General features: G+C 72.2%; 18 protein-coding genes. 13 read left to right on the forward strand and 5 right to left on the reverse strand.

Annotation, left to right across the window (positions count from 1 at the left end):
* Positions 1-13: 13 nt before the first annotated feature.
* Positions 14-193 (reverse strand): hypothetical protein, encoded by a 180-nt coding sequence (locus tag ACWD68_RS14015; RefSeq protein WP_266757739.1) that lies wholly within the window; start codon positions 191-193, stop codon positions 14-16.
* 224 nt (positions 194-417) lie between these two features.
* On the opposite strand from ACWD68_RS14015, the gene ACWD68_RS14020 reads away from it, so the two are divergent.
* The 4 genes from ACWD68_RS14020 (at position 418) to ACWD68_RS14035 (ending at position 4404) form a co-directional block, all read left to right on the forward strand.
* Entirely contained in the window at positions 418-1635 is a 1218-nt protein-coding gene (locus ACWD68_RS14020; RefSeq protein ID WP_451806670.1) for an NYN domain-containing protein, read from the forward strand.
* Positions 1636-1784: 149 nt separating this feature from the next.
* Positions 1785-2759 carry an ABC transporter ATP-binding protein gene (locus tag ACWD68_RS14025; RefSeq protein WP_451806671.1) on the forward strand — a complete coding sequence of 325 codons (975 nt, stop codon included), beginning with the start codon at positions 1785-1787 and terminating at the stop codon, positions 2757-2759.
* 87 nt (positions 2760-2846) lie between these two features.
* Positions 2847-3668, forward strand: a complete 822-nt coding sequence (locus ACWD68_RS14030) for an ABC transporter permease (RefSeq protein ID WP_451806672.1) — start codon at positions 2847-2849, stop codon at positions 3666-3668.
* Between the two features lie 34 nt (positions 3669-3702).
* A complete protein-coding gene (locus tag ACWD68_RS14035; protein WP_451806673.1) occupies positions 3703-4404 on the forward strand; it encodes an AAA family ATPase in 702 nt (233 codons plus the stop codon).
* 209 nt (positions 4405-4613) lie between these two features.
* Here the strand turns inward: ACWD68_RS14035 and ybaK are convergent, their stop codons facing one another.
* The 4 genes from ybaK to ACWD68_RS14055 all read right to left on the reverse strand — a co-directional run bounded on the left by ybaK (position 4614) and on the right by ACWD68_RS14055 (position 8931).
* Positions 4614-5114: a Cys-tRNA(Pro) deacylase gene (ybaK, locus tag ACWD68_RS14040; protein WP_351540171.1), complete on the reverse strand. Its 501-nt coding sequence runs from the start codon at positions 5112-5114 to the stop codon at positions 4614-4616.
* Between the two features lie 17 nt (positions 5115-5131).
* Complete coding sequence (locus ACWD68_RS14045) at positions 5132-5872, reverse strand: LON peptidase substrate-binding domain-containing protein (RefSeq protein WP_451806674.1); 741 nt, start codon at positions 5870-5872, stop codon at positions 5132-5134.
* An 11-nt stretch (positions 5873-5883) separates the two neighbouring features.
* Positions 5884-6924, reverse strand: coding sequence for a hypothetical protein (locus ACWD68_RS14050; RefSeq protein ID WP_451806675.1), 1041 nt, complete (start codon positions 6922-6924; stop codon positions 5884-5886).
* 426 nt (positions 6925-7350) lie between these two features.
* Entirely contained in the window at positions 7351-8931 is a 1581-nt protein-coding gene (locus ACWD68_RS14055) for an oxidoreductase (RefSeq protein WP_451806676.1), read from the reverse strand.
* 192 nt (positions 8932-9123) lie between these two features.
* Between ACWD68_RS14055 and hisD the strand changes: the two genes are divergently transcribed.
* From hisD to bdeA, 9 genes are all read left to right on the forward strand, one after another.
* Positions 9124-10446, forward strand: coding sequence for a histidinol dehydrogenase (hisD, locus tag ACWD68_RS14060; RefSeq protein WP_451806677.1), 1323 nt, complete (start codon positions 9124-9126; stop codon positions 10444-10446).
* Complete coding sequence (locus tag ACWD68_RS14065; RefSeq protein WP_451806678.1) at positions 10443-11579, forward strand: histidinol-phosphate transaminase; 1137 nt, start codon at positions 10443-10445, stop codon at positions 11577-11579. Before hisD ends, ACWD68_RS14065 begins: the two co-directional genes overlap by 4 nt.
* Positions 11576-12169, forward strand: a complete 594-nt coding sequence (gene hisB / locus ACWD68_RS14070) for an imidazoleglycerol-phosphate dehydratase HisB (RefSeq protein WP_266757720.1) — start codon at positions 11576-11578, stop codon at positions 12167-12169. The genes ACWD68_RS14065 and hisB overlap by 4 nt, the downstream gene beginning before the upstream one ends.
* Positions 12166-12330 carry a hypothetical protein gene (locus ACWD68_RS14075; RefSeq protein ID WP_326788335.1) on the forward strand — a complete coding sequence of 55 codons (165 nt, stop codon included), beginning with the start codon at positions 12166-12168 and terminating at the stop codon, positions 12328-12330. Before hisB ends, ACWD68_RS14075 begins: the two co-directional genes overlap by 4 nt.
* On the forward strand, positions 12321-12968 hold the full coding sequence (gene hisH / locus ACWD68_RS14080) for an imidazole glycerol phosphate synthase subunit HisH (protein ID WP_451806679.1): 648 nt from the start codon (positions 12321-12323) through the stop codon (positions 12966-12968). The genes ACWD68_RS14075 and hisH overlap by 10 nt, the downstream gene beginning before the upstream one ends.
* The gene (gene priA, locus ACWD68_RS14085; RefSeq protein WP_266757714.1) at positions 12965-13690 is read left to right on the forward strand and encodes a bifunctional 1-(5-phosphoribosyl)-5-((5-phosphoribosylamino)methylideneamino)imidazole-4-carboxamide isomerase/phosphoribosylanthranilate isomerase PriA; all 726 of its coding nucleotides are present in this window, start codon (positions 12965-12967) and stop codon (positions 13688-13690) included. The genes hisH and priA overlap by 4 nt, the downstream gene beginning before the upstream one ends.
* On the forward strand, positions 13687-14133 hold the full coding sequence (locus tag ACWD68_RS14090; RefSeq protein ID WP_451806680.1) for a RidA family protein: 447 nt from the start codon (positions 13687-13689) through the stop codon (positions 14131-14133). Before priA ends, ACWD68_RS14090 begins: the two co-directional genes overlap by 4 nt.
* Complete coding sequence (gene hisF, locus ACWD68_RS14095; RefSeq protein WP_451806681.1) at positions 14130-14885, forward strand: imidazole glycerol phosphate synthase subunit HisF; 756 nt, start codon at positions 14130-14132, stop codon at positions 14883-14885. The genes ACWD68_RS14090 and hisF overlap by 4 nt, the downstream gene beginning before the upstream one ends.
* A 352-nt stretch (positions 14886-15237) precedes the next feature.
* Positions 15238-16215 carry a bis(hydroxyethyl) terephthalate hydrolase gene (bdeA, locus tag ACWD68_RS14100; protein WP_451806682.1) on the forward strand — a complete coding sequence of 326 codons (978 nt, stop codon included), beginning with the start codon at positions 15238-15240 and terminating at the stop codon, positions 16213-16215.
* The last annotated feature ends 343 nt before the right edge of the window (positions 16216-16558 follow it).

A 16558-nucleotide genomic window follows, 5' to 3' on the forward strand; every position in this document is an offset into this window, starting at 1 on the left:
CCGCGCGGCGGCCTCAGTTGTGGCCGAAGCGCTTCTGATGCTTACGGGCAACATCAGCGGGGCTGCCCTGGGCCTGCGACATCGGCGACTGCTGTGCCTCTGCCGACGACCGCTGTGCCTGCTCCTGCGCACGCTCAGCCTGCGAGGAGCGGTCGGCGTGGCCGCCCTGCTTGCGGTTCTTGTTCTTGGCCATGGTGATCTGCCTCCTGAGGGGGATCTAGGGGCCAGGGCCGCGACCAGACTCACATAGGCTGAGAAGTGGCGCATTTCGTAGAATTACCGTGCGTAATAAGACCTGTCGGTAGGTGTTCTCGCGATCCGCCACGCCGAAGATCGAGTTCCGGCCGTTAACCTCCGCACGGTCGGGCAGACTCGAAGGAAGCCCGAAGCAAACCTCCCGGAAAGAGGGTGGATCGCGTGGACCGCTGCATCGTCCTGGTGGACGCCGGGTATCTGCTCGGGGCTGCTGCCAGTCTCCTCGCCGGGGAGCCTTCGCGATCCCGGATCACCGTCGACCACGCCGCCCTCATCCAGGGCCTGCGCGAGCGCGCCGAGTCCGACACGGAGCGGCCCCTGTTGCGCATCTACTGGTTCGACGGCGCCCCCGACCGGGTGCCGCAGCCCGAGCACCGCAGGCTGCGCGTGATGCCCCGGGTGACGGTGCGCCTGGGTGCGCTGACCCGCAGCGACGGGCGGTGGGCGCAGAAGGGCGTGGACGCCGCCATGCACGCCGAGCTGACCGAGCTCGCACGCAACCGCGCCTGCTCCGACGTGGTCCTCGTGACCGGCGACGGGGACCTGCTCCCGGGCATGATGGCCGCCAAGGAACACGGTGTGGCCGTACACCTGTGGGCCGTGCAGGCCGCGGACGGTGACTACAACCAGTCCGAGGACCTGGTGGCCGAGGCCGACGAGCGGCGGGTGCTCGACCGGGCCTGGATCACCAAGGCGGTCCGTGCCAAGGACCTCGGCGGGATCTGCGCGCCGTCGCCGGTGCCGCGCCCGGAGATCGCCGCCATCCTCTCCGCGCCGCTGCCCGAGTCGGCGCTCGCGGCGGCGGCCGAGCGCTCCGCCCAGGAGGCCGAGCACCACCAGGCGGCCGAATCGCAGAACGGCACCCAGGAGCGGTCGTCCGCCCCCAAGGGGGTCCCCACACCGAAGGACCTGGCCGCGCTGCGCGGACCGGGCACCCAGGCCGCCCAGCACCCCACGAACGCGACGCTGCGCTGGTCCTCGGACAAGGGCTGGGTCGACCGGCCCGGCGGCGCCACGGAGTCCCCGGAGGCCGCCGCGCTGCCCACGCTCGCTCAGCTCACCTCCGCGGAGCAGCGGTGGGCGGACCGCGAGGAGGACATCACCACGGTCGGCGGTGATCCCTACGAGGTCGGACAGGTCTTCGCGCGCCGCTGGATGGGGCGACTGACCGACCCGAGTCATGTGCAGAAGCTGTCGGCGATGTACCCGCGGGTTCCGCACCGGGTGGATGGCGAACTGCTGCGCTACGCGGCCCGTTTCGGCCTGCTCGCGCACAAGGACGACCAGATCGACGAGCACGACCGCTACGCGATCCGGGCCGGATTCTGGCGGGAGATCGATGTGCGCACCGCGGCGGAACACGCCCCTGTCGGGGAGTGATCCGAAGCCCTCCGCGGGGGCGCGCGGAGGCCTTCGCCGAGGGCCCGCCACGGCCCCGAGGGCATAACGGGGCATCGGACCACGTACTCTCGTCCTTCGTGAGTACGCGCACGGCACAGGCAGTCCGGAACGGACACAGGGGCGATGTCGTGTGCGCCGTGCGAGGTCTGACCAAGACCTATCCGGCGGTCCGAGGCCGCCGCGGCACCCCGGCGACACCCGAGGTCAGGGCCACCGACGGGGTACGTCTGGACATCCACCGGGGCGAGATCTTCGGGCTGCTCGGGCCGAACGGCGCCGGCAAGTCCACCCTCGTGCGCCAGCTGACCGGGCTGATGCGCCCCGACAGCGGCAGTGTCGAGATCCTCGGGCACGACATCGTGCGCCACCCCGAGCGGGCCGCGCGCATCCTCGCCTACCTGGGGCAGGAGTCCACCGCCCTCGACGAGCTGACCGTGTCCCTCGCCGCCGAGACGACCGGACGCCTGCGCGGGCTCGAACTGCGCGCGGCGCGGGCCGAGCGCGACGCGGTCCTCGAGGAACTGGGCCTGACCGCGCTCGCCTCCCGCCCCCTGAAGAAGCTGTCCGGCGGTCAACGCAGGCTCGCCTGTCTCGCCGCCGCACTCGTCGGGCAGCGCCCGCTGCTGGTCCTCGACGAGCCCACCACCGGCATGGACCCGGTCGCCCGGCGCGCGGTCTGGGCCGCCGTCGACCGGCGCCGGGTGGAACAGGGCGCCACGGTCCTGCTGGTCACCCACAACGTCATCGAGGCCGAGACCGTCCTCGACCGGGTCGCCGTCATGGACGAGGGGCGGGTCATCGCCTGCGACACCCCGGCCGGGCTCAAGGAACGGGTCGCGGGCGAGGTCCGGGTCGAACTCGTCTGGCGTACCAGTGCCCCGCTCCATGTCCCCGAGGTCGCCGCGCTGCGCGACCGCGCCGTCGAGTCGGGCCGCCGCTGGACGCTGCGGCTCGCGCCCGAGGAGGCCCGCGCGGCCGTGGCCACGGTCACCGGCGGGGCCGCCTTCGCCGCGCTCGACGACTTCACGCTGGCCACGCCCAGCCTGGAGGACGTCTACCTGGCGCTGGGCGGCCACGCGACGCAGGGGCTGGTGAAGGCGTGAGTGTCCGGGGCGTGGAATCCGTACGGGAGAGGGGCGTCGTACGTGTGCGGAACAGGACGGCTGCCGGAGTGAGGGGAGCAGTTCGACGTGAGTGTCGTGCCCGCTGAAGTTCTGCCGGGCAGCGTGCTGCCCGTGGCCGAGGCCGCCGGTGGCGCCGCGGAGCTGGGGCCGCGTGCGCGGCTGTGGCCGTCGCTGGCCGCCGTGTACCGGGCGCAGCTCTCCCGGGCCCGCGTGGCGCGGATCCCGCTGCTGTTCGTGGCCACCTTCCAGTCCATCGGCATCATGATCATGATGCGCGGGGTGGTGGACGGCGGAGACGAGGCGCGCGCCGTGGTGGCCGGGTCGACCGTCCTGGTCGTGGCCTTCGTCGCGCTCAATCTGCTCGCGCAGTACTTCGGGCAGCTGCGGGCGAGCGGTGGGCTCGATCACTATGCGACGCTGCCGGTGCCGCCATCGGCCGTGGTGCTCGGCGCCGCGGCCGCGTACGCGTCCTTCACCGTGCCCGGCACCGTCGTCACCGCCGTCTTCGGGTGTCTGCTGTTCGGGCTGCCGCTGGCCCATCTGTGGGTGCTGGCCGCGGTCGTCCCGCTCGCGGGCGCCGCGCTCGCCGGGCTCGGGGCCGCGTTCGGGCTCCTCGCGCCGCGGCCCGAGCTCGCCACGCTGCTCGGCCAGCTGGGCATGTCCGCGGCCCTGCTGCTGGGCGTTCTTCCGGCGGACCGGATGCCGACCGTGGTGCAGTACGCCCGGGACCTGCTGCCCTCGACCTACGGTGTCGAGGCCTTCGCGCGCACCTTCGGGGCGCACCCCGACTGGGCGCTGGTCCTCGGTGATCTGGCCGTGTGCGCCGGAGTCGCGGTGGCCTCACTGGCCCTCGCGGCCTGGGCCTATCGCCGGGCAGCCGTCCGGTGACGCGGCCGACGGCGGGGCCTGGCACGATGTCAGGGTGACCGCTCCGCTGACTCCACCTCCGCCGCCGCACGAACAGTCCCCCGAGGACCGGCAGCAACCGCACCCTGCCTGGCAGGCTCCGCCCGCTTCCGGCCCCGCGGGCTACCCCGTGTACCCGGCCGCGTACGAGGCCTCCTACGGACAGGACGGACCCGGGATGAAGACCGAACTGCGGGAGGCCGCCGTGATCACGGTCGCGGTCGCGCTCGCGGGGGCTCTGCTCGGGGTGCTCTGGTGGTGGCTGGCCCCGCATGTGCCGCTGATCGCGGACGACACCGCGGTGTACCTCAAGGACACCGAGGGGGAGCAGGCCATCGGCGTCGATGGAACGTTCACTCTGCTCGCGCTGGGCTTCGGAGCGCTGAGCGCCCTCGTCGTGTTCCTCGTGCGGCGGCGCGGCGGTGTGCCCCTGGTGATCGGGCTCGCCGTCGGGGGTCTGCTCGGATCGCTCCTCGCCTGGCGGATCGGGATCTGGCTCGGACCCACACAGAACGTGGTCGCGCACGCCAAGGCCGTGGGCAAGGGCGTCACGTTCTCCGCGCCGCTGAAGCTCGGGGCCAAGGGCGCGCTGCTGGCGTGGTCCCTGAGCGCCCTGGTGGTCCACCTCGGCCTCATGGCCCTGTTCGGCCCCAGGGACCCCGACCCGTACCAGCAGAGCCCCTACCCGGCCACGCCGCCGGGGCCTCCCGCCGCTTAGCCCCTGTCCGGTCGAAGGACCGGGCAGACCGGGCAGGACCGGCCGGGCATCGGAAGAGTGCCGCCCGGCCGGCCCCGGGATGCGGAGCGTGGGTCACGCCGGACGGCGGCCGTGGTTCGAGCGGCCCTTCCTGATGCGCCACTTGCGTTTCCGCGTTTTCTTCGACATGTCCCTCGTGCTTAACCGAGGACGGGACATCCGTCGAGGGGTCACGCACGTCCGACGGGCGCGGACACCGCTTCCGTGAGCTTCGCCAGATCGGCGGGGGAGAGCTCGACCTCCAGGCCGCGGCGGCCCGCCGAGACACAGATCGTGGCGTGGCCGGCCGCCGAGGAGTCCAGTACGGTGCGGAGCTTCCTGCGCTGGCCGAGCGGCGAGATGCCACCGCGGACGTATCCCGTCGTGCGCTCGGCCGCCGCCGGGTCGGCCATCGCCGCCCGCTTGCCGCCCACCGCCGTGGCGAGGGCCTTGAGGTCCAGGGAGCCCGCCACCGGGACGACCGCGACCACGAGCGCGCCGTCCACGTCCGCCACCAGGGTCTTGAAGACCCGGTCCGGCGAGACGCCCATCGCCTCGGCCGCCTCCTCGCCGTAGGACGGGTGGGACGGATCGTGCTCGTAGGCGTGGACGGTGTACGCGACGCCCGCCTCCGTCAGCGCCACCGTCGCCGGGGTGCCGCCGGACTGCTGCTTCTTGGACTTCTTGGCCATCGACCTTCTCGCATGCGTCAGTTCAGGCTCGTCGGGCCGCGCGTCAGGTCCGACGCCGGCAACGACGGCAGATTACGGATGATCGCCGTCTCCGCGCGCAGCAGTTTCAGCTCCTCGCGCAGCCTGGACGCCGTGTCGGAGGCCTGCAGCAGCCGCTGCCTGGCCGGGACGTCCAGCATCACGGCGGCGGCGACGAGATAGGAGACGACCGCCGGTTCGTCCGGCAGGTCCGCGCCCGTCGACAGCGAGCGCTCCCGCGCTCCGGCCAGCCGCTTCTGATACTGGCGGAAGGCGCGCAGGACGCCCTCGGCGAGCGCGCCGGCCTCGTCGCCCGGGTCCTCGGGCAGTTCCTCCAGCTCGGCCGTCAGGAACGCGCCGGAGGCGTCCACCGACAGCAGCTTGACCCGGGTCGTGCCCGTCGCCAGCACCTCGAAGCTGCCGTCGGCGCGCTCGCGGACGGTCGCCGCGTCCGCGATGCAGCCCACCTCGTGGAAGGCCTTGATCGGATCGTCGCCGAAGCCGGCGGCGGGCCCGCGCTCGGGCACGGCGGTCTGGTCCGGCATGCCGGGCGCGGTGTGAGAGACCTCATGGCCGTCGCGGATGGCGACGACGGCGAATCGGCGGGGTTCGTCCTCGGGGGTCTTGAGCAGATCGCGCATCATCGCGCGATAGCGCTCCTCGAACACGTTCAGAGGAAGCACGAGCCCGGGGAACAACACCGAGTTCAGGGGGAAGAGCGGGAGCCGGACGGTGGTCACGACGCGAAAGCCTAATGGTCGCCGGAGCGGGCGCGTCCGCCGTGCCCGCTCCAGGGACGCGGATGGGGGTCCGGATCCCGCAGCGGAAGCCCCGAGGCGACCTCCAGCCGGACGCCGTCGCGCAGCTCCAGGAACTGGCCGAGCGGGTCTTCGGAGACCCGGTCCCAGGGGAACGAGGTCGCGTACGGGCCGATGAGGCGCAACTGCTCCAGGGCGTCCTGCCAGCGTTCCAGCCGGACCAGGACGTACGTCAGCAGATTGCGCACCTCGGCGGGCCAAGGGTCGGCGGCGGCGTACGACGCGGAGACCGCGATCGCGAGGTCGGCCGCGGCGTCCAGGCGCTCGCGGGGGACCTCGGGACCGCCGCCCTCGGTCAGATAGGCGAAGGCCGCGCGCACCGGCAGCGCCTGGACCAGGGAGCCGGGCAGCGCGTCCTGCGCGGCCGGCTCGGCGAAGTCGAAGCACTCCCGGTGCGAGCCGTACCAGGCGGCCGAGAGGTACTGGAGAGCGGCGACGTGGCAGCCGTAGTGGTGCGGGGAGCGCCGGACGGCCTGGGCCCACAGCTGCTCGAACCCGGTGTGCCCGACGTTCGTGCCGCGGGCGTGGTCGAGCGCTATCCGCCACGGAACCGGGTCGTGCCGGTCGCCCTCGGCGGCGGACATGATCAGCGGGCCGACCTCGCGCAGCAGTTCGACCCGTGCGGGTGACTCCCAGCCGCGGCGGACCGCCAGCTCGGCCCTGACGAGCAGGACGTCCGGATCGTGCGGGTCGGCGGCCTGCCATTCCGTGAGCCATGTGTCGCGGGAGCGCGCGAAGGTGGCGAGACGCATGGCGTACCGGTCGCGGTTCTCCCACTCGGCGGACTCGCGGGTGGTGGCCAGCAGCTTGGCCGCGGGGACGTACTCGCCCCGGGCCGCCGCGACGAGTGCGGGGCCCAGACGGTCGTCGGGCGCGTCGAGCAGTACCTCGTCGTCGGCGGGCAGTCCGGAGGCGAGGCGTGAGGTGTTCCGTGCCATCCGGGCCGTACGGAGGAGAGCGCGCAGCAGTGCCATGGTGTCGACCATTGAAAGCCGCAGGTCGAAGCTGTGCCAGAGGTGTGCGGTGACGCTTTCGTAACCACCGTTTGGTTGTGCGGCGCACGGTCAAGGACGGGTAAAATGGTGGTGGGGATTCCGTGTGCGGCGGCTGTGTGAGGCGGGCGCGCACCGACGCCCGAACCGCCGGACGACCCCCCCGTTCCAGCCCCCTTGCTCCCGGCCCCCGGCCCCCGGCCCCCGACCCCGGCCCCCGGCCCCCGGCCCCCGGCCCCCGGCCCCCGGCCCCCGGCCCCGGCCCCGGCCCCGGCTCCCGACCCCCGGCGTCTGACCTCGGCCCTGGTCTTGGTGCCGTCGGCCCCCGGTGCGTCCCCGGCCCCGGAGCCCTCCGGTGTCCCGGCCCCAGTGATCCTCGCCCCTCGCCCCTCGCCCCGCGCCCCCGCGTCAGCCCCGTCGCAGCAGTCGTGTGGCCCCCGCGGCCACCGTCGTCGCCAGGATCCAGCCGAGGAGGATCACCACCGCCGCCAGCCACTGCCAGCCGCCGCGCAGCTGCCAGAAGCCGGCCTGGCCCAGGTCGATGACCGGCAGCAGCAGATCCAGGGCGAAGAGCGAGGCGTTCCACGGGGGATGCCCGTCACCGTTGGCCGGGGTATGGCCGGCGTGCGAGAACGCGACCGACGTCGCCGCCCACAGCACCGCCATCCACAGGGCGGCCCGGCCGGGCCGGTATCCGTAGGCGACCGTCCAGTCCTGCGCGTACCCCCAGAGCTTCGCGGCCAGCGGCAGGGTCTCGCGGCGGCGGCGCTGCTTGGCGAGCAGCACCTCGCGGGCGTCCTCGTCCTCACCGGAGTTGCGCAGCACGGTGGCCAGGCGCTCGTACGGCTCCGGGTTGTACTCGGCGGTCGCCGCCGCCACCCACTCCAGGCGCCGGGTCAGCGGGAAGGCGCCCTGCGGGACCAGGCTCTCGTACGTGAAACCGCCCATGTGCAGGCTGCCGGGCGCCGGCCAGCTGGACGCCCGGTCGACCAGGTTGACGATCCGCGCGCCGGACAGCACGACCTTGCCGCGCTCGGGCCGTTCGCCGAGGAAGCGCAGCTCGGGCGTCTGGACCCGGCGCAGCGACAGCTCCTGGTCGTCGTCGAAGGTGAAGCGGGCCCGCTCGAGGTCGAGCGCGTCACCGAACCGCCCGTCGTCCAGGCGGACCCCGCCCTGGCACTCGAACCGCTGCACCAGCGTGCCGCGCGCCGGTGTGGTGCCGCTGGTCATCACCGGATTGCCGAGGCCCGCGGGGGTCATGTACAGCGTGCGGTTGACGGTCAGCTGGGGGGCGTTGAGGGCGAGCCGGGTGTACGGGTTGCTCAGCCTGCTGCCGCGCAGGCTCAGCGACACGCCGACGGTGGCGCCGCGCAGGCTCAACTCGCCGTGCGACTCCAGCATCTCGGCCTGGAGGTCCTGTCCGACGGTCATGCCGTCGCCGGTGATGGAACGCCCGCGCCGGTCCCGGTAGACCACGGCCTGGTTGAGCAGCAGGTCCGTGCCGATGTGCGCGTCCGTCAGCCGTACCCCGTTGTGGAAGCGGCAGCGCGGCAGATGGAGATCGCCCTCGGTGTGCAGCCGGGCCGCCTCCAGGCGCGGCACCGCGCAGTCCACCAGCCGTACGGTCGTGAACCGGGCCTCCGGCAGCAGGACCTCCTTCTCGAACCGGCACCCCTTCAGCTCCACGTACGGCACCACCGTGCCGCCCGCGAGGTCGAGCACATCGGTGATCCGCACGCCGGTCAGCTTCAGGGACGCGACCCGGCCCTGGAGGGCGGGCGGTCCGTCGAGCAGCAGCCAGGCGACTATCCGGGCCCGGACACTCCGCTCGGGCCCCCAGGGATGGCCGCCGTGCGGATCGTCGACGGTGGTGTTCCCGGCGCGCAGGTCGTACACGCTGCCGTTGCGGAAGGCCTGCCACATCCCGGCTTCGGCGGCGGTCAGTTCGTCCGGCAGGTCCCCGGTGCGGATGCCGGCACCCTCGGTCACGGCACGTCCCTTCCTCCCCAGCTACTCGCGGGTTTCGTACATTCGTGCAATGCCCGCTCAGTGACGGCCCGAACGCTACTGGTGACGGGGATCTTCCGCGGAACCGAAGGTGGCTTGTATCAGCCATTGATACGGGCGTCCGGCGCCTTGTCGCCGTCTGAGAGAATTGGGTCCGTGCTGCAATATTTCCCGATGGCCCGAATCGATCTGCGCGGCGACGCCCTCCCCGAGGGTTCCGCCCTGCGCGACCTGCTGCCCCGCGCCGACTTCGACGTCTCGGCCGCCCTGGAGAAGGTGCGACCGATCTGCGAGGCCGTGCATCATCGGGGCGACGCGGCGCTGATCGACTACGCGGAGAAGTTCGACGGAGTACGGCTGGACTCCGTACGTGTTCCGGTCCAGGCCATCGCCGACGCCCTGGAGCAGCTCGACCCGGCCGTGCGCGCGGCCCTCGAGGAGTCCATCCGCCGCACCCGTCTCGTCCACCGCGCGCAGCGCCGCACGACGCACACCACCCAGGTCGTGCCCGGCGGTTCGGTCACCGAGAAGTGGGTGCCGGTCGACCGGGTGGGGCTCTACGCGCCCGGCGGCCGGTCCGTGTACCCGTCGTCCGTGATCATGAACGTGGTCCCGGCCCAGGAGGCCGGGGTCGGGTCCATCGCGCTCGCCTCCCCGGCCCAGTCCGAGTTCGGCGGCCTGCCGCACCCGACGATCCTCGCCGCCTGTGCCCTGCTCGGCGTCGACGAGGTGTACGCGGCCGGCGGCGCCACCGCCGTCGCGATGTTCGCGTACGGCACCGAGTCCTGCGTCTCGGCCGACATGGTCACGGGACCGGGCAACATCTGGGTCGCCGCCGCCAAGCGCTACTTCACCGGCCGGATCGGCATCGACGCCGAGGCCGGCCCGACCGAGATCGCGGTCCTCGCGGACGACACCGCCGACCCGGTGCACGTCGCCGCCGACCTGATCAGCCAGGCCGAGCACGACCCGCTCGCCGCCGCCGTCCTCGTGACCGACTCGGCCGCCCTCGCGGACGCCGTGGAGAAGGAGCTGGAACCGCAGGTCGCGGCCACCAAGCACATCGAGGACCGGATCGTCCCGGCCCTGAACGGCCGGCAGTCCGCGATCGTCCTCGTCGACGGCATCGACGAGGGCCTGCGGGTCGTCAACGCGTACGGCGCCGAACACCTGGAGATCCAGACGGCGGACGCGGCGGCGGTCGCCGACCGGGTCAGGAACGCCGGAGCGATCTTCGTCGGCCCCTTCGCCCCGGTCTCGCTGGGTGACTACGCGGCGGGCTCCAACCACGTCCTGCCCACCGGCGGCTGCGCCTGCCACTCCTCGGGCCTGTCCGTCCAGTCCTTCCTTCGCGGTATCCACATCGTCGACTACACGAAGGACGCGCTCGCCGACGTCGCGCATCACGTGGTGACACTGGCGGAGGCGGAGGATCTGCCCGCGCACGGCGCGGCGATCAAGGCGAGGTTCGGTTGGAAGGTACCCGAGGGCAAGTGACTGGCATCGACGATCTCCCCGTACGGGACGAGTTGCGCGGCAAGACCCCCTACGGCGCACCCCAACTCGACGTCCCCGTACGTCTGAACACCAACGAGAACCCCTACCCGCTGCCCGAGCCGCTCGTCGAGCGGATCGCCGAACGGGTCCGCGAGGCCGCCCGCGGACTCAACCGCTACCCCGACCGGGACGCGGTGGAGCTGCGCACCGAGCTGGCCGCCTATCTGACGAAGACCGGCAAGCACCCGGTCGGCACCGAGAACGTCTGGGCGGCCAACGGCTCCAACGAGGTCATCCAGCAACTGCTGCAGACCTTCGGCGGACCTGGCCGCACCGCGATCGGCTTCGAGCCCTCGTACTCGATGCACGCGCTCATCGCGCGCGGCACGGGCACGGCCTGGATCTCGGGTCCCCGCGACGACGACTTCACCATCGGCCTCGCCGCCGCCGAGCGGGCGATCGCCGAGAACCGGCCGGACGTCGTCTTCATCACCACCCCCAACAACCCCACGGGCAACGCGGTTCCGCCCGAGACGGTCCTCGCGCTCTACGAGGCCGCGCAGGCGGCGAAGCCGTCGATGGTCGTGGTCGACGAGGCGTACATCGAGTTCAGCCACGGCGACTCGCTGCTGCCGCTGCTGGAAGGTCGGCCGAATCTCGTCGTCTCCCGGACGATGTCGAAGGCCTTCGGCGCCGCCGGACTGCGCCTCGGGTATCTCGCCGCGCACCCGGCGGTGGTGGACGCCGTCCAGCTCGTACGACTGCCGTACCACCTGTCGGCCGTCACGCAGGCGACCGCGCTGGCCGCCCTGGAACACACCGACACCCTGCTCGGATACGTGGAGCAGCTGAAGTCCGAGCGGGACCGGCTGGTCGTCGAACTGCGCGCGGCCGGCTATGAGGTGACCGAGTCGGACGCGAATTTCGTGCAGTTCGGGCGGTTCGCCGACGCCCAGGCCGCCTGGCGGCAGATCCTCGACCGGGGCGTCCTGGTCCGGGACAACGGCGTACCGGGGTGGCTGCGGGTCTCCGCCGGAACCCCGGAGGAAAACGACGCGTTCCTCGACGCGGCACGTGAACTACTGGGCTCTGTGGGGGACACCCCCACACCCCTGAAGGAGCAGAGCGCATGAACCGCGTAGGACGCGTGGAGCGGGTGACGAAGGAGACGTCGGTCCTCGTCGAGATCGATCTCGACGGCTCCGGCAAGGTCGACGTGGCCACCGGCGTCGGCTTCTACGACCACATGCTCGACCAGCTGGGCCGGCACGGACTCTTCGACCTGACGGTGAAGACCGAGGGCGACCTGCACATCGACTCGCACCACACCATCGAGGACACCGCCCTCGCGCTGGGCGCCGCCTTCAAGCAGGCACTCGGCGACAAGGTGGGGATCTACCGCTTCGGCAACTGCACCGTGCCGCTGGACGAGTCGCTCGCCCAGGTGACCGTCGACCTGTCCGGCCGCCCCTACCTCGTGCACACCGAGCCCGAGAAGATGGCGCCGATGATCGGCGAGTACGACACGACGATGACCCGGCACATCCTGGAGTCCTTCGTCGCCCAGGCCCAGATCGCGCTGCACGTGCACGTGCCCTACGGGCGCAACGCGCACCACATCGTGGAATGCCAGTTCAAGGCGCTGGCCCGTGCCCTGCGTTACGCCTCCGAGCGCGACCCGCGCGCCGCCGGCATCCTCCCCTCCACGAAGGGCGCGCTGTGACAGGCCTTTCCAGCATCCTGATCGTCGTCGGTCTCTTCCTGGCCGGCGGCATCTACTCCTTCGTCAAGCAGGACATGCCGAGGAGCCTTGTCGTGCTGCTCTCCATCGGCGCGGCGATGTGTCTCGTCGCCGGCGTCATGAGGCTGGAGGTGTGGAGTTGAGCGCACCCAAGAAGGTCGTCGTCTTCGACTACGGCTTCGGGAACGTACGGTCCGCCGAGCGTGCCCTCGCGCGCGTCGGCGCCGAGGTCGAGATCACGCGTGACTACGACACCGCGATGAACGCCGACGGTCTGCTGGTGCCCGGCGTCGGCGCCTTCGCCGCCTGCATGCGGGGTCTCAAGGAGGCGCGCGGCGACTGGATCATCGGCCGCCGGCTGTCCGGCGGCCGTCCCGTCATGGGCATCTGCGTCGGCATGCAGATCCTCTTCTCGCGCGGCATCGAGCACGGCGTGGAGACCGAGGGCCTGGACGAGTGGCCGGGCACGGTCGGGCCGCTGGAGGCCGACGTCGTGCCCCACATGGGCTGGAACACCGTCGACACCCCGGCCGGCTCACGGCTCTTCGCCGGTCTCGACGCCGACGCGCGCTTCTACTTCGTGCACTCCTACGCCGTCCACGACTGGTCCCTGGAAGTCGGCAACCCGCTGCTGCGCGCACCCGTGGTGACCTGGTCGACGCACGGCAAGCCCTTCGTGGCGGCCGTCGAGAACGGCGCCCTGTCGGCCACCCAGTTCCACCCCGAGAAGTCCGGCGACGCCGGAGCCCAGCTCCTCACCAACTGGATCGGAACACTGTGAGCAAGCTCGAACTCCTCCCCGCCGTCGACGTCCGCGACGGCCAGGCCGTCCGTCTCGTGCACGGCGAGTCCGGGACCGAGACTTCGTACGGCTCTCCCCTGGAAGCCGCCCTGGCCTGGCAGAGCGCGGGCGCCGAGTGGCTGCACCTCGTCGACCTGGACGCCGCGTTCGGCACCGGCGACAACCGGGACCTGATCTCCGAGGTCACCAAGGCGATGGACATCAAGGTCGAGCTGTCCGGCGGCATCCGGGACGACGCCTCCCTGGCGGCCGCCCTCGCGACCGGCTGCACCCGGGTGAACCTCGGCACCGCCGCCCTGGAGACCCCCGAGTGGGTCGCCAAGATCATCGCCGAGCACGGCGACAAGATCGCGGTCGGCCTCGACGTCCGCGGCACGACACTGCGCGGACGCGGCTGGACCCGCGACGGCGGAGACCTCTACGAGACGCTGGAGCGCCTGAACTCCGAGGGCTGCGCGCGCTATGTGGTGACGGACATCGCCAAGGACGGCACGCTCCAGGGCCCGAACCTGGAGCTGCTGCGCACCGTGTGCGCGGCGACCGACCGACCGGTGGTCGCCTCCGGCGGGGTGTCGTCGCTGGACGACCTGCGCGCCATCGCCGAGCTCGTGCCGCTCGGCGTCGAGGGTTCCATCGTCGGCAAGGCCCTGTACGCCAAGGCGTTCACCCTTGAAGAGGCGCTGGCGGCGGTAGCCCGGTGAGCGCCGTACGCCGCGTCACGACCGGGGCGCCCTGGGAGGACGTCTTCGGCTATTCCCGCGCGGTGGAGCTGCCGAACGGCCTGGTGCTGGTGTCCGGCTGCACCTCCGTGGTCGACGGCGAGATCGCCGAGGGCGACCCGTACGAGCAGGCGGTCAACTCCTTCGGCGTCGCGTTCGCGGCGCTGGGGGAACTCGGCCTCGGCCGCGACGACGTCGTCCGTACGCGGATGTACCTCACCCATGCCCGGGACGTGGAGGCTGTCGGCCGCGCCCACAAGGTGCTGTTCGACGCCGTCCGCCCCGCCGCGTCCATGATCATCGTCGCGGGTCTGGTGGACTCACGGCTGGTGGTCGAGGTCGAGGTGGAGGCCTTCCGCTCCGCCGAGGGCCCCGCAGAACGGTCCGGCGAAGACCCCGCAGAACAGGGAGAGGCGCAGTCATGACCCTGGCGGTCCGAGTGATTCCCTGCCTGGACGTGGACAACGGCCGGGTCGTCAAGGGCGTCAACTTCCAGAACCTGCGCGACGCGGGCGACCCCGTCGAGATGGCCAAGGTGTACGACGCCGAGGGCGCCGACGAGCTCACGTTCCTGGACATCACCGCGTCCTCGGGCAACCGTGAGACCACGTACGACGTGGTGCGCCGCACGGCCGAGCAGGTCTTCATCCCGCTGACGGTCGGCGGCGGTGTCCGCACCGCCGAGGACGTCGACAAGCTGCTGCGGGCCGGCGCCGACAAGGTCGGCGTCAACACGGCCGCCATCGCCCGGCCCGACCTCATCCGGGAGATCGCGGAGCGGTTCGGGCGGCAGGTGCTCGTGCTGTCGGTGGACGCGCGCAGGACCGAGGGCGGTTCCTTCGAGGTGACCACCCACGGCGGTCGCAAGGGCACCGGCATCGACGCCGTCGAGTGGGCCCATCGGGCCGCCGACCTGGGCGCGGGCGAGATCCTGCTCAACTCGATGGACGCGGACGGCACGAAGGACGGCTACGACATCGAGATGATCGAGGCCGTACGCAAGCACGTCACCGTTCCGCTGATCGCCAGCGGCGGTGCCGGCCGGCTCGGCCACTTCCCGCCGGCCATCGAGGCGGGCGCCGACGCGGTGCTGGCCGCGTCGGTCTTCCACTTCGGTGACCTGCGGATCGGAGAGGTCAAGGAGACCCTGCGCGAGGCGGGACATCCCGTCCGCTGACGATCCCGCGTCACAGGACACGGCCCGCACCGGGGCAGCCTCCGCTGCCGGGTGCGGGCCGTGTCCTTGTGCGGGCCGTGTCCTGTGCGGGGAGGGACGCGGCCCGCGGGCCTCGGCACCGCGGGTTCGGCCCGGGGTGCGGGGGTCCGACGGTGTGCCGGGTGCGGGGGCGTGCGGCCAAGACCGGTGATTCTGCCGATGTACGGGCCGGGTCCGGGGCGGACAGTTGCCACCGCAACCACCGAGACGGACCCCGCCGTCTTCGCCGCGTGCGCCTTCCGACACCCATGCCAGGGCGGCGCTCCGGCCGCGGCGCGGGTCCGTCCTCCCTCACCGAGAGGATGCACCCACCGTGCAGCAGCCGAACCGCCCCTTCCCCGCCGCACCCGTCGGCCCCGATCCGTCCCCCCGCCGCCCGCACCGGCTCACGAGCCGTCTGGCGCGGGCCGGCCTCGCGGTGCTCCTGGCCGCGGGCGGCCTCGTCGCCGCGCAGGCCACCGGAGCGCAGGCCATCGGAGCACCGGTCGTCTCGGCGCAGGCCGCCGCGAACCCGTACGAGCGCGGCCCCGCCCCCACGGTCGCCAGTATCGAGGCCTCCCGCGGGTCGTACGCCGTCTCTCAGACCACCGTCTCCTCGCTGTCCGTGAGCGGCTTCGGCGGCGGCACCGTCTACTACCCGACCTCGACCAGCGACGGCACCTTCGGCGCGGTCGTCATCTCACCCGGGTACACGGCCTACCAGTCGTCCATCTCCTGGCTCGGGCCCCGGCTCGCCTCCCAGGGTTTCGTGGTGTTCACCATCGACACCCTCACCACCCTCGACCAGCCCGACAGCCGTGGCCGGCAGCTGCTGGCCGCGCTCGACTACCTGACCAAGAGCAGTTCCGTGCGGACCAGGATCGACAGCAGCCGGCTCGGGGTCATGGGCCACTCGATGGGCGGTGGCGGCACGCTGGAGGCCGCGAAGAGCCGCCCCTCGCTCCAGGCGGCGATCCCGCTCACCGGCTGGAACCTGGACACCACCTGGCCGGAGATCAAGACGCCGACCCTGATCGTGGGCGCCGACGGCGACACGATCGCACCGGTGGCCACGCACTCCAAGCCCTTCTACACCAGTCTGCCGAGCACGCTCGACAAGGCGTATCTGGAACTCAGGGGCGCCACCCACTTCACGCCCAACAGCTCGAACACGACGATCGCGAAGTACAGCATTTCGTGGCTGAAGCGGTTCATCGACAATGACACCCGCTACGAGCAGTTCCTCTGCCCGCTGCCGCAGGCCTCGCTGACGATCGCCGAGTACCGGGGCAACTGCCCGCACACCTCCTGACCGCCCGGCACGGGACCCGTGCGCAGGTGACGGCCGCCGATCCGGTGGCCGTCACCCGTGTGCGCGGGTGGTTCCGGGGCGGCCCACGGTCCTTGTGCGGGCGCACAAGCCTTGCGGGCCGGGCCTGGGAGTTCGCCCAGCCGACGCCCCCACGAGGACCTTGTCCGCCCAGGTCACAGGGGTTGTCCCAGCCCGCGGGTACAAGTGAACGCGGGACTTCCGCCTTCGTTTACGCGGAAGTAACGTGACGGTCGTGACGGGAAACGCGACTGCGCGAAGTCCACTCCGGACGGCGGGCCGGAGGCCATTACCGCCGCCCGCTCGGGGTGCGTCGGACGAGCCG

Source organism: Streptomyces sp. NPDC005141 (genome assembly GCF_053599975.1).

Bases quoted from the DNA above. Each gene is read 5' to 3' on its own strand.
- ACWD68_RS14015 (WP_266757739.1), bottom strand. From the start codon at position 193: ATGGCCAAGAACAAGAACCGCAAGCAGGGCGGCCACGCCGACCGCTCC.
- ybaK (WP_351540171.1), bottom strand. From the start codon at position 5,114: ATGGCCAAGAAGTCCAAGAAGCAGCAGTCCGGCGGCACCCCGGCGACG.
- ACWD68_RS14050 (WP_451806675.1), bottom strand. From the start codon at position 6,924: ATGGCACTGCTGCGCGCTCTCCTCCGTACGGCCCGGATGGCACGGAAC.
- hisD (WP_451806677.1), top strand. From the start codon at position 9,124: ATGGCCCGAATCGATCTGCGCGGCGACGCCCTCCCCGAGGGTTCCGCC.
- hisB (WP_266757720.1), top strand. From the start codon at position 11,576: ATGAACCGCGTAGGACGCGTGGAGCGGGTGACGAAGGAGACGTCGGTC.
- hisF (WP_451806681.1), top strand. From the start codon at position 14,130: ATGACCCTGGCGGTCCGAGTGATTCCCTGCCTGGACGTGGACAACGGC.